Source organism: Sphingopyxis sp. LARHCG72, from assembly GCF_052871675.1.
In genome coordinates, this window is sequence record NZ_JBIXJU010000012.1 from 53,422 (window position 1) to 64,125 (window position 10,704).

General features: G+C 67.3%; 12 protein-coding genes. 4 read left to right on the forward strand and 8 right to left on the reverse strand.

Annotation, left to right across the window (positions count from 1 at the left end; all coding sequences use genetic code 11):
• Positions 1-72: 72 nt before the first annotated feature.
• The 3 genes from ACIPPQ_RS20455 to ACIPPQ_RS20465 are packed head-to-tail and all read right to left on the reverse strand — an operon-like array spanning position 73 to position 3,778.
• Positions 73-1,020: an acetyl-CoA carboxylase carboxyltransferase subunit alpha gene (locus ACIPPQ_RS20455; protein WP_446545892.1), complete on the reverse strand. Its 948-nt coding sequence runs from the start codon at positions 1,018-1,020 to the stop codon at positions 73-75.
• Positions 1,021-1,031: 11 nt separating this feature from the next.
• Complete coding sequence (locus ACIPPQ_RS20460; protein ID WP_446545893.1) at positions 1,032-1,943, reverse strand: tyrosine recombinase; 912 nt, start codon at positions 1,941-1,943, stop codon at positions 1,032-1,034.
• A gap of 23 nt (positions 1,944-1,966) precedes the next feature.
• Positions 1,967-3,778, reverse strand: coding sequence for a hypothetical protein (locus tag ACIPPQ_RS20465; protein ID WP_446545894.1), 1,812 nt, complete (start codon positions 3,776-3,778; stop codon positions 1,967-1,969).
• A 197-nt stretch (positions 3,779-3,975) separates the two neighbouring features.
• On the opposite strand from ACIPPQ_RS20465, the gene ACIPPQ_RS20470 reads away from it, so the two are divergent.
• Positions 3,976-4,539, forward strand: a complete 564-nt coding sequence (locus ACIPPQ_RS20470) for a shikimate kinase (RefSeq protein ID WP_446545946.1) — start codon at positions 3,976-3,978, stop codon at positions 4,537-4,539.
• Positions 4,527-5,621, forward strand: a complete 1,095-nt coding sequence (gene aroB, locus ACIPPQ_RS20475; RefSeq protein WP_446545895.1) for a 3-dehydroquinate synthase — start codon at positions 4,527-4,529, stop codon at positions 5,619-5,621. The genes ACIPPQ_RS20470 and aroB overlap by 13 nt, the downstream gene beginning before the upstream one ends.
• Before the next feature lie 19 nt (positions 5,622-5,640).
• Here the strand turns inward: aroB and ACIPPQ_RS20480 are convergent, their stop codons facing one another.
• On the reverse strand, positions 5,641-6,069 hold the full coding sequence (locus ACIPPQ_RS20480) for a VOC family protein (protein ID WP_446545896.1): 429 nt from the start codon (positions 6,067-6,069) through the stop codon (positions 5,641-5,643).
• Between the two features lie 169 nt (positions 6,070-6,238).
• Between ACIPPQ_RS20480 and ACIPPQ_RS20485 the strand changes: the two genes are divergently transcribed.
• Positions 6,239-7,558, forward strand: coding sequence for a S41 family peptidase (locus ACIPPQ_RS20485; protein WP_446545897.1), 1,320 nt, complete (start codon positions 6,239-6,241; stop codon positions 7,556-7,558).
• Complete coding sequence (locus ACIPPQ_RS20490; RefSeq protein WP_327451399.1) at positions 7,542-8,018, forward strand: MarR family winged helix-turn-helix transcriptional regulator; 477 nt, start codon at positions 7,542-7,544, stop codon at positions 8,016-8,018. The genes ACIPPQ_RS20485 and ACIPPQ_RS20490 overlap by 17 nt, the downstream gene beginning before the upstream one ends.
• On the opposite strand, the gene ACIPPQ_RS20495 is transcribed toward ACIPPQ_RS20490, so the two are convergent.
• Genes ACIPPQ_RS20495 through ACIPPQ_RS20510 form a run of 4 tightly spaced genes read right to left on the reverse strand, consistent with a single transcriptional unit; the run spans position 8,019 to position 10,649 of the window.
• Complete coding sequence (locus ACIPPQ_RS20495) at positions 8,019-8,510, reverse strand: N-acetyltransferase family protein (RefSeq protein WP_446545898.1); 492 nt, start codon at positions 8,508-8,510, stop codon at positions 8,019-8,021.
• The gene (locus ACIPPQ_RS20500) at positions 8,507-9,004 is read right to left on the reverse strand and encodes a GNAT family N-acetyltransferase (protein ID WP_446545899.1); all 498 of its coding nucleotides are present in this window, start codon (positions 9,002-9,004) and stop codon (positions 8,507-8,509) included. The genes ACIPPQ_RS20495 and ACIPPQ_RS20500 overlap by 4 nt, the downstream gene beginning before the upstream one ends.
• Complete coding sequence (locus tag ACIPPQ_RS20505; protein ID WP_446545900.1) at positions 9,001-9,402, reverse strand: acyl-CoA thioesterase; 402 nt, start codon at positions 9,400-9,402, stop codon at positions 9,001-9,003. Before ACIPPQ_RS20505 ends, ACIPPQ_RS20500 begins: the two co-directional genes overlap by 4 nt.
• Entirely contained in the window at positions 9,399-10,649 is a 1,251-nt protein-coding gene (locus ACIPPQ_RS20510; protein WP_446545901.1) for a threonine ammonia-lyase, read from the reverse strand. Before ACIPPQ_RS20510 ends, ACIPPQ_RS20505 begins: the two co-directional genes overlap by 4 nt.
• Positions 10,650-10,704: the final 55 nt, after the last annotated feature.

Sequence of the window (10,704 nt, forward strand, 5' to 3'; positions counted from 1 at the left end):
TGATGGACCGCAGCCTGTCGATTTCGAAAAAGGAACGCCATAACCCGCAATCGGGTTCCGGCCGGACCGCGCCTAAGCGCGTCCCATCGCAAGGAATTTTTCTTCACGCGCGGCGAGCAATGTGTCGCGCGGCAGGCCCGACAGCGCCCCCAGCTCCTGCTCGATCGCGTCGCCCAGCGAGGCGATTGCGACGTCGGGCGCGCGGTGTGCGCCGCCGACGGGTTCGGGGACGATCCGGTCGATGACCTTGAGGCCCAACAGGTCCTGCGCCGACATCTTCATCGCCGCGGCGGCATCGGCCGCCTTGTCCGACGTGCGCCACAGGATCGACGCGCAACCCTCGGGCGAAATCACCGAATAGACGGCATGTTCGAACATCAGCACGCGGTTCGCCGCGGCGAGCGCGATCGCGCCGCCCGAACCGCCCTCGCCGACGACCGCAGCGACCATCGGCACGCCCAATGCAAGGCATTGTTCGGTCGAGCGCGCGATCGCCTCGGCCTGCCCGCGTTCTTCGGCCTGGATTCCCGGAAAGGCGCCCGAGGTGTCGACGAGCGTCACGACGGGCAGGCCGAACCGGTCGGCCAGCTGCATCAGGCGGATCGCCTTGCGATAGCCTTCGGGCTTCGCCATCCCGAAATTATGCTTCATGCGCGACGGGATATCGTCGCCCTTTTCATGACCGATCACCATCACCCGGCGGCCGCGAAAACGCGCGAGCCCGCCCAATATCGCCTGATCGTCACCGAAATTGCGGTCGCCGGCGAGCGGCATCCAGTCGTCGAACAGTCCCGCGACATAATGTTTGAAATGCGGCCGGTCGGGGTGGCGCGCGACCTGCGTCTTTTGCCAGGGCGTCAGCTTGCCATAGATTTCGCGCAGCAATTTCGAGGATTTATCCTCGAGCCGCGCGATGTCGTTGTCGATGTTGAGCGACGGATCGTCACCCATTTCGCGCAGTTCGGCAATTTGGCGATCGAGCGCCGCGACCTGTTTTTCGAAGTCCAGAAAGGCTGTCATGGCGGAGAGCGCTAGGCCGAAGGCGCCTTGCCGTCAACGCCGTCCATATGCGCGAGCGGGTGGCGGCGGTTGACGAGTTCGACGAGGCGGCGGCTGTCGACATGCGTGTAGATTTCGGTCGTCGCGATGTCGGCATGCCCCAGCATCAGTTGCAGCGCGCGCAAATCCGCCCCGCCTTCCAGCAAATGGGTGGCAAAAGCGTGACGCAGCACGTGCGGACTGACCCCGGCCGGATCGACACCCGCGCGGGCGGCAAGGTCGCGCAGCATCTGGAACAGCCGCACGCGCGACACATGCGCCTTTCCCGACGGGAACAGCCAGGGCGATCCATCGGCGACCAACGGCAGCCAGCGCTCGAACGCTTCGCGCGCGCGCTGCGACAAGGGTACCAGCCGTTCCTTGTCGCCCTTGCCGCGGACGATCAGATATTCGCTTGTCCCCGCGATCGCGCGGCGCGGCAGCGACACGAGTTCGCTCGCGCGCAGCCCCGATCCGTAGAGCAATTCGAGCAACAACAGCATCCGCACCGCGGCAGCCGGGGGCGCCTCGCCCGACGCCTCTTCGCCCGCCTGCTCGAACAATCGCTCGACGTCGGCATGGGTCAGGATACGCGGCAACGGCCGCTGCGTCGCGGGGCGCGCGATATCGAGCGCCGGATTGTCGGCGCGGTCGCCCTCGTCGAGCAGGAAGGCGAAAAACTGCCGCAGCGCCGACAATTTGCGCGCCGCGCTGCTCGCGGCGAGCGACCGGTAATCGGCCATCAACTTGCGCAAGGCCGCCGCATCGGCATCGCCGAGCGCGCCTTTCACCCCATCCGCCGCCTGTTCGAGATCGCGGCGATAGGCGACGAGCGTGTTGCGCGAAGCACCACGCTCGGCCGCCATCATCTCCAGAAAACGGTCGATCAGGGCGCCGTCAGACATGGTCTGACCGCAACATCAAACCCTCAGACACGCACCAGCGCTTCGGCGGCGATCATCCGCGCTTCGGACGGCAGGCCGACCTCGCGCAGCGCGCGCACGATATAATAGAGATGATAAGGCGGCACCTTCGACCATTCGCCCTGCATCCCCGCTGCGGCAAGCAACGCGACCATGCCCGGCTCGCGCCGCTCGGCCGCCGCCAGGATCGCACGCGACCAGCGCGTCTGCTTGCCGAGGTCGACTTCGAGGTCGCTCGCCGCCGATGCGACGGCACCCGCATCGAGACGGCCAAGGCCGGCAAGCCCCGCGAGCAGGAATTTCGAGCGCAGCGCATCGGCGCTGTCGTCGTCGCCCGCGAACTGCCCGACCGCACCCGCGCTCATGCCAGTCAGCGGCCGTGGGGAGCCGACTGCAAGCACGCCCCACGCGCGGCTTCCGACCGAAACCGTCGGCACCCACGCGATGGCATTCTCGTCATAGCCTGCCGCCAACATCGATCCCAGAAGCTGCCATGGATCGTCGCCGACCTCGGTGCTCGGCGGCAGCGCCGCCGCGGCACGCGCGGTTGCGACCATCGCGGCATAGCTCTGGTTCGGCGTGCCCCCCGCGCTCCACATCCGCTCCATCGCGGCATAGCGGTTGACCCCGGTCGCGAGACGGAACGCGCCGCGAAGCTGTTCGGTCTGCGCCGCCAGCGCTTCGGCGGGTTCTTCCTCGCTCGCCGCGGCGCTGAGCAGCGAGACATAGGCCTCGCTCGACAGCACGCCGCGCGCGGCCGCCTCGGGCGCCGCGGCGACGCGGTTCGCCATGTCGGTCATCGGCGCGAGCACCGTCCAGCCCTTCATATAGGAGGGCGCCGAGGCGCGCAGCGTCTCGGGGACCGGGATGGCTGTCGCGGTCGCCATGCCGAAGCGCCAACTCGTCAGCCGGTCGATATTCGTCCACTCGATCGTCGTCGAGCGGCGTCCCGCCCCCGTCGCGCCAAGTACGCGTTCGGCCAGCAAGATGTCGAAGTTCGAGATTTTCCCGCTCGACCGCACGCGGCCGATCGCCCAGCCCGCCGGCCCGGCTTCGCCCGACAGGCCCGAACAGATTGCCGCCGACAGCCGCCACGCCTGTTCGTCGCCGTGCGCGAGGCCGGCGGGAACATAGGGGCACATGCCCGCCGGATCGGCATTCGCAAGATAGGTCTGCTGCGCCGCAGCCACGAGGCGCGGGCTCGCGCGGTCGTAATCGACCGACTGGACGATCCGGCGCGCGGTGGTCGATTCGCCCATGCGGAGGAGCAGCGACGCGCGGTCGGCGGCAAGGTCGGCGCCGTTGATCGTGTCCGGCGTATCGATCGCCGACGCAAGCGCGCGGCGGAGCAATATCTGTCCCCAGCGCGACGCGAGCTGGCCGTTTGTCTTGCGCATGATCGCGGCGGCATATTGGCCGCGCACGCCAAAGGCATCGGGCGCGAGCCCGCCCGTTTCGGGGGTCAGTGGCCCGATACGCGTGAGCAGGCGGCGCGCGCCGGGCGGCAGGTCATATTTCAGCCCGCCCGATGCGACCTCTTCGCCTTCCTCGGTCTCTTCGCCCTCTTCGGCCGGGGCCGCGGTCGTCGTCGTGGTGCCAAGCGTCGGGGCGACGGGCGGCGGGGTCGCGCCGTTTTTCGGCGTGGCCCCCGGCGCCGGCGTCGGGGTCGGCGAAGGCGTCGGCGAGGACTTCGGGGCGGGCGTCTCGGCGGGGTTGCCGAATCCTTCGGGCAACAGCGATTCCTGCGCGAGCGCGGGCAGCACCAGCGCGGCGGCCATCGCCGTTCCCGACAGGCCCAGCACGAGCGATAACGTCATTTTCCTCATTGCGTCGCGCTTTCGGCCATCCTGTCGGTCACGTCCACCTCAATCATCTCGGGTCCGATCGGCCATCGCATGATCGACCAGCCTTTTCCCGAACTCTTCCGCGCGCGCAATATCCCATGCCCACCGTTCGTCCCGTATCGCGCAAAACCATTGTCCCGCGCGGGATGGTCGGTATAGCCGCGCGCACCATGTCGCGAAACCCGAAAAGCCCCCTTCCGGCCATCCCCGCGTCGATCCGCGACCGGTCGGTCGTGCTCGTCGGGTTGATGGGGTCGGGAAAATCGACGATCGGCCGCCGCCTTGCACAGCGGCTGGGAATGCGGTTCGCCGACGCCGACGACGAAATCGAACGCGCCGCCGGCATGACGATCTCCGACATTTTTGCGCGTTTCGGCGAAGCGCATTTCCGCGATGGCGAACGCCGGGTGATATCGCGCCTCCTCGCGGGCAAGCCGATGGTGCTCGCGACCGGCGGCGGCGCCTTCATCAATGAAGAGACGCGCGCGCTGATCCTGCAGGACAGCCTGTGCATCTGGCTCGACGCCGACATTCCGACGCTGGTCGAACGCGTCGGCCGCCGCAGCCACCGCCCGCTGCTCAAGAACCGCGACCCCGGCGAAGTGCTTCGCGAACTGGCGGCGGTCCGCAATCCCATCTATGCCGAAGCGCATCTGCGCGTCAGTTCGGCAAGCACGCCGCACGACCACACCGTACGCGCGATCCTGGAGGCATTAGCGACATGGAAAAGCTGACCGTTGACCTCGGCAGCCGCAGCTACCCGATCCTGATCGGCGACGGGCTGATCCGCGACATCGGGGAGCATGTCGCACCGCTGCTGAAGCGGCCGCGCACGATGATCGTCACCGACACCCATGTCGCCGAACATTATCTGACCCCGCTCGGCACCTCGCTCGCGATGGAGAATATCTCCTTTTCCTCCTTCGTGCTCGAACCCGGCGAAGGCACCAAAAGCTGGGCCGGCCTCGCGCGCCTCACGGAGTGGCTGATCGGCGAAGGCGTCGAGCGCGGCGACCATGTCATCGCGCTCGGCGGCGGCGTGATCGGCGACCTTGTCGGTTTCGCGTGCAGCATCGTCAAACGCGGCTGCCACTTCATCCAGGTCCCGACCACCCTCCTCGCACAGGTCGACAGCAGCGTCGGCGGCAAGACCGCGATCAACGTGCCCGCAGGCAAGAATCTGATTGGCGCCTTCCACCAGCCCGCGCTCGTCGTGATCGATCCGACGACGCTCGAAACGCTGCCGCGCCGCGAACTTGGCGCGGGCTATGCCGAAGTCGTCAAATATGGGCTGATCGACGACGCCGGCTTCTTCGGCTGGTGCGAAGCGAATGGCGCGGCATTGCTCGCCGGCGACAGCGAAGCACGGCACCGCGCGATTGCGCACAGCGTCGCCGCCAAGGCGCGCATCGTCGCCGCCGACGAGCGCGAGACGCAGGATATCCGCGCCCTGCTCAATCTCGGCCACAGCTTCGGCCATGCGCTGGAGGCCGAAACCGGCTATTCGGACCGCCTGCTCCACGGCGAGGCGGTCGCCGCGGGCATGGTGCTCGCGCATCAGTTCTCGGCCGCGAACGGGCTCTGCTCCGCCGACGACGCCGCGCGCGTGCGCGATCATCTCGCGAGCGTCGACCTGCCGCACAGCCTCGCCAGCGCGGGCGTCAACAGCGACGGCGCGACGCTGGCCGGCCATATGGCGCACGACAAGAAGGTGCGCGGCGGCAAGCTGCCGCTGATCCTGACGCGCGGTATCGGGCAGAGCTTCGTCACCGAAGCCTATGGCCTCGACGCGGTCGCCGCTTTTCTCGACAGCTGACCCCGCGGCGCCCGCGCCCTTAAAAGCGGATCTCCACCGACGGCGCGCTGCGGTCATGCTCGCCATGATAGACCGCCTCGATGTTGTTGCCGTCGGGATCGAGCAGGAAGGCGGCGTAATAGCCGGGATGATAGGGACGCTCGCCCGGTGCGCCATTGTCGCGCCCGCCCGCCGCGAGGCCCGCCGTATAGAAGGTATCGACCGCGGCACGGTCCACCGCCTGGAACGCCAGATGGTGCCGGCCGGTGAGCTTGCCGAGCGCCGCGGCGCTGTCGGCGGTCGACACGAACAATTCGTCCGCCCAGAAATAATCGGCCTCCTCGCCGCCGATCGGCACATCGAGCACTTCGAAGATCGCGCCATAGAATGTGCGGCTCGCCTTCAGGTCGGCGACGACGAGCTGGATATGGTCGATCAGGCGGCCGCGGTGCAGCAATTGCGTTTCCATGCGTTTCACTCCTCTCTCACGCCCCGCCTGCCGCCCCCGAAAACCCGTACGGCGCGGAGATGGTTCCGCCATTCGCGTTCCTCCGATCCGCCGCAATCGCTTGCATCATCGATAAATACAACATATTGCGCAATATATTGTACGAATCGCATGACAGGCAGGAAAATCGATGAACAACAAGCGCTGGACCGTCCTTCTGACCGCCACGACCGCATGGCTGGCGACCGTCGCGGCGACCGACGAAGCCCCGTTCACCGCCGCCGAAAAACGCGCCGTGGTCGAGCAGCTCGGCCAGACGCTGGAGGCGAACTATGTGTTTGCCGACAAGGCCAGGACCATCGCCGCGACGCTGCGCCGCCACCTCGACGCCGGCGATTATGATGCCGCGACCGACCGGCACAAACTCGCAAGCGAGCTGACCGACGATCTGATCGAGGCGAGCAACGACCTGCATTTCGCCGTCGGGGTCGATCCGGCGTGGGTCGCCGACTATGCCGCGCGGCAGGACCCCGCGCGCGTCGCCGCGCTGCGCGAGAGCGATCGGCAGGGCGAAGCGCGACAGAATTTCGGCTTTGCCGGCCTCCGCTACCTCGACGGTAATATCGCCTATCTCGACCTCACGCATTTCGCCGACCCCGAACTCGCCTATGACGCGGCCGCGGCCGCGATGCGCTTTATCGAGAATGGCGACGCGGTGATTTACGACATGCGCTACAATAATGGCGGGCACCTCGAGATGGCGCAGCTGCTCGCGAGCCAGCTCTTCCGCGGCGACAAGGACCAGGAACTCTTCGATTATGATTATAATCTCGACGGCCGCCGCGTCGAACGCGGTCAGTGGGTACTCCCCGCGCTGCCCGCGAAACGCCTGACCGGAAAACCCGTCTATGTCCTCACCGGTTCGACCAGCTTTTCGGCGGCCGAATGGTTCGCCTACACGCTGAAAAAGCTGGGCCGCGCGACGCTGGTCGGCGAACGCACCGCGGGCGGCGCGCATCCGGTCGATCGCAAGCCCGTCGGCACCGACTTCTTCCTGCAGGTGCCGATCGGCCAGATTCGCGATCCAGTTGACCGCGGCGATTTCGAGGGTCAGGGCGTCACGCCCGACCATCCGGTTGCCTCCGCCGACGCGCTCGCCGTCGCGCATCGCCTCGCGCTCGCCGAGCTCGCCAAAACCGATCCGGCCAAACGCGCCGACGCCGACTGGCTCGCGCCCGAACTTGCGGCGCGCCCGCAACTGCCCGCCGCCGCACTCAAGACGCTCGCCGGCCGCTATGAAGGACGGCGCATCGACCTCGTCGGCGGCAAATTGCTCTATACTTGGCGCGAACGCTTCCGCCTGGCGCTCGAACCGCTCGGCGGCGACTTGCTGGCGATCGAGGGCGTGCGCGACTTCCGCTTCCGTATTGTCCGCAAAGGCGGCAAGGTCACCGCTCTCGAACGCATCGACCGCGACGGAACAACCCAAATTTATGCCCGCCTCGACTGATTTCACCGACCTCGACGACATCTCGTTCCTCGGCCGCCTCAGCGAAGCACTGAGCCAGCGGATCGAGGAACAGACGCGGCCGCTGTTCGACGATGCCGGCATCACCGTCCCCGTCCGCTCCTGCTCGCTGCTCACCGCGTTGGACGCGGCGGGCGAAGCGTCGGCGGCCGAGCTCGCGCGCGCGCTGGGCCAGTCGCATCAGCTGGTGGTCCAGAAATGCCCGGCGCTGCTTCGCCTCGGCGTCATCACGCAGCACCCCGACCCCGCCGACGCGCGGCGCAAGATTTTACGGCTGACCGACGCCGGCCGCGACCAGCTCCGCCGCATCGACGACTATAGCGCGAAGATAAGCGACGTTTATCGCACACTCTTCGAGGAGGTCGGCGACGTTCATGGCGCGATACTGAAGGCGCTGAACGCGCTCGCCGACAAGCCGCTGGCCGAACGCATCAAGGAATAGTCAGAGCGTCCGGACCATCACCAGCGCATCGACAAATCCCTCCGCCGGATGATCGAACACCCCCGGCAAGCGGCCGACGACCTCGAACCCCAGCGACTGCCACAGCCCGACCGCGCGGACATTGCTACTGACGACGAAGTTGAACTGCATCGCGCGAAAGCCGCGCGCCTTCGCACGCTCGATCGAATGCAGGCACATCGCCCGCGCAACCCCGCGTCCCGTTGCCGCGGCGCCGGTCATATAACCGGCGTTACACACATGGTTGCCGCCGCCCGCCTGATTCGCGCGCAGATAATAGGTGCCGAGGACGCCGCCGCCGTCCTCGGCCACGAATGTCTCCCTGTCCCCCCCGAACCAGTAAGCGAGCGCATCATTCTCCGACATGTCGCGATCGAGCGTGTAGGTTTCGCCCGCGCGGATCACCGGTTCGATGATCGCCCAGATCGCGGCGGCGTCGGCTTGGGTGGCGGGGCGGATCAGCAGCGCGGTCATATCGCGTCGATGGCGCGCTGCATCAGGTGCGACCCCGGTCCATAGGGGCCTTCGATCGCGGACCCGACATAGGCGAACCCCTGCGCGTGCCAATAGCTGTCGGCGCCCTGAATCGCGACCAGCCGCACGTCGCGGCAGCCTTCGGCGCCGGCCTGGCGCACGACGAAGGCGGTGGCCGTCGCCCCCGCGCCGGTTCCGCGTGCCGCGGGGAGCAGCGCGATGTCGTGCAGATAATAGCTGTCCGACGCCCGAATCGACCCCAGCACGGCGCCGAGTTTCGGCGGCTCGGCGTCGCGGGGCCAGGGATGGCTGATCAGATAGCCCAAAGCCTCGCCATCGCGTTCGAGGATCGCGCAGCCGGCAGGATAATGCGCAAGGCGATCGGCGAAGGTTTCCAGCGGCTCGGTAAAATCGCCGTGCACCACGTCCGAAATGCGAACGACCATCGGCAGGTCGGCGGCGTCCATCGGCCGCCACCCCGCCGCGCCGCTCATCGCGCGTCGCCGGCGAACGGCGCCACAATCTCATCGGTCACGCGCAGCGGCCGCCCGCTCGCCTTATCGAGCAGCGCCCACACCGTTCGCGCGCGGACATGCACTTTGCCATCGGCGCCGGTGAACTCCATGAAGCGGTCGAACTTCGCGCCCTGCGGCTTGTCGGCGACCCACGTCCGCGCGGTCACCGTCTCGCCGGGGCCGAGCGCGCGCAGATAATCGATCTCGTGCCGCACCACGACCCAGATATACGCGTCCTTGTGGCTCTGCGGCGCCGCCGCATCCCAATGCCCGGTCGCAACCTGCTGGATCCACTGGACCCACACCGCATTGTTGACATGCCCCAGCTCGTCGATGCTCGCGGGCGTCGCAACGAACTCGAGCGTGAACTCCCTCATGCGAGCTCGACGGTGGTCACCATATAACCCGCGTCGCGCAGCGAGGCGACGAGGCTGTCGAGATGCTCGCGGTCGCGCGCCTCGCACTCGATGTCGGTGATCAGCCCCTTGGCGGGCAGCGTCGTGAAGATGCGCTGGTGATAGATTTCGATGATGTTGACCTGCTTCTCGTCGAACAGCTTCATCACCTTGAACAGCGCGCCCGGGCGGTCCTGCAGGCGGATACGCAGCCGCGCAATGCGCCCCGAGCGCGCGAGGTCGCGCAGCAGCACATTGGCGAGCAGGCGCGTGTCGATATTGCCACCGGTCAGCACCAGCCCGACCTTGCGCCCGGCGAACTCCTCGGGATGCGCGAGCATCGCCGCGAGTCCCGCGGCGCCCGCGCCCTCGACCACCGTCTTTTCGATCTGGAGCAGCAGGCTGACCGCGCGTTCCAGGTGGCGCTCCGCCACCAGCACGATATCGTCGTTGAGTTCGGAGACGAGCTTGCGCGTATAGGCCCCCGGCTCCTTCACCGCGATACCCTCGGCCAGCGTGTCGCCCTCGCACGCCATGTCGACGCCATTAAGCTCGGCGTACATCGACGGATAAAGCTCGGCCTGCACGCCGATCAGCCGCATGTCGTTCTTGATCCCGCGCGCCGCGGTGCCCATGCCCGCAAGCAGCCCGCCGCCGCCGATCGGCACGATCAGCGTATCGAGTTCGGGCACATCCTCGAGCATTTCGAGCGCGACCGTGCCCTGCCCCGCCGCGACATGCGGATGGTCGAAGGGGTGGACGAAGGTCAGTCCGCGCTCCTTTTCGAGCACGCGCGCATGCGCATAGGCATCGTCGAACGTCTCGCCATGGAGCACGATCGTCGCGCCGTGACTCGCGGTTTGCGATACCTTCACCTGCGGCGTCGTGCTCGGCATCACGATCGTCACCGGCACGCCCAGCCTTTTGCCATGATAGGCAAGGCCCTGCGCATGATTGCCCGCCGACGCCGCGATCGCGCCGCGCGCCTTCGCCTCGTCGCTGAGGAGGAGCAACGCGTTCAGGGCGCCGCGCTCCTTATACGCCGCAGTGAATTGCAGATTCTCGAACTTCAGCCACACCTCGGCGCCGACCAGCTCGGAGAGCGTCTGCGAATGCAAGGTCGGCGTCCGCACGACCGCGCCGTTAATTCGCCCGGCCGCCGCGCGCACATCGTCCAATGTGATCGCCGGGAGATCGGCAGCGGAGGTCAGGGTGAGTTGATCGGTCATAACGATAGGCGCCCTAGCCCATCTGGCGCGCGAAGCAAACAATGCTATGGACCGC

What these genes read in the sequence shown, in the direction of transcription:
- ACIPPQ_RS20455 (WP_446545892.1), bottom strand. Translation starts at nt 1,020, where the DNA reads ATGACAGCCTTTCTGGACTTCGAAAAACAGGTCGCGGCGCTCGATCGC.
- ACIPPQ_RS20460 (WP_446545893.1), bottom strand. Translation starts at nt 1,943, where the DNA reads ATGTCTGACGGCGCCCTGATCGACCGTTTTCTGGAGATGATGGCGGCC.
- ACIPPQ_RS20465 (WP_446545894.1), bottom strand. Translation starts at nt 3,778, where the DNA reads ATGACGTTATCGCTCGTGCTGGGCCTGTCGGGAACGGCGATGGCCGCC.
- ACIPPQ_RS20470 (WP_446545946.1), top strand. Translation starts at nt 3,976, where the DNA reads ATGTCGCGAAACCCGAAAAGCCCCCTTCCGGCCATCCCCGCGTCGATC.
- aroB (WP_446545895.1), top strand. Translation starts at nt 4,527, where the DNA reads ATGGAAAAGCTGACCGTTGACCTCGGCAGCCGCAGCTACCCGATCCTG.
- ACIPPQ_RS20480 (WP_446545896.1), bottom strand. Translation starts at nt 6,069, where the DNA reads ATGGAAACGCAATTGCTGCACCGCGGCCGCCTGATCGACCATATCCAG.
- ACIPPQ_RS20485 (WP_446545897.1), top strand. Translation starts at nt 6,239, where the DNA reads ATGAACAACAAGCGCTGGACCGTCCTTCTGACCGCCACGACCGCATGG.
- ACIPPQ_RS20490 (WP_327451399.1), top strand. Translation starts at nt 7,542, where the DNA reads ATGCCCGCCTCGACTGATTTCACCGACCTCGACGACATCTCGTTCCTC.
- ACIPPQ_RS20495 (WP_446545898.1), bottom strand. Translation starts at nt 8,510, where the DNA reads ATGACCGCGCTGCTGATCCGCCCCGCCACCCAAGCCGACGCCGCCGCG.
- ACIPPQ_RS20500 (WP_446545899.1), bottom strand. Translation starts at nt 9,004, where the DNA reads ATGAGCGGCGCGGCGGGGTGGCGGCCGATGGACGCCGCCGACCTGCCG.
- ACIPPQ_RS20505 (WP_446545900.1), bottom strand. Translation starts at nt 9,402, where the DNA reads ATGAGGGAGTTCACGCTCGAGTTCGTTGCGACGCCCGCGAGCATCGAC.
- ACIPPQ_RS20510 (WP_446545901.1), bottom strand. Translation starts at nt 10,649, where the DNA reads ATGACCGATCAACTCACCCTGACCTCCGCTGCCGATCTCCCGGCGATC.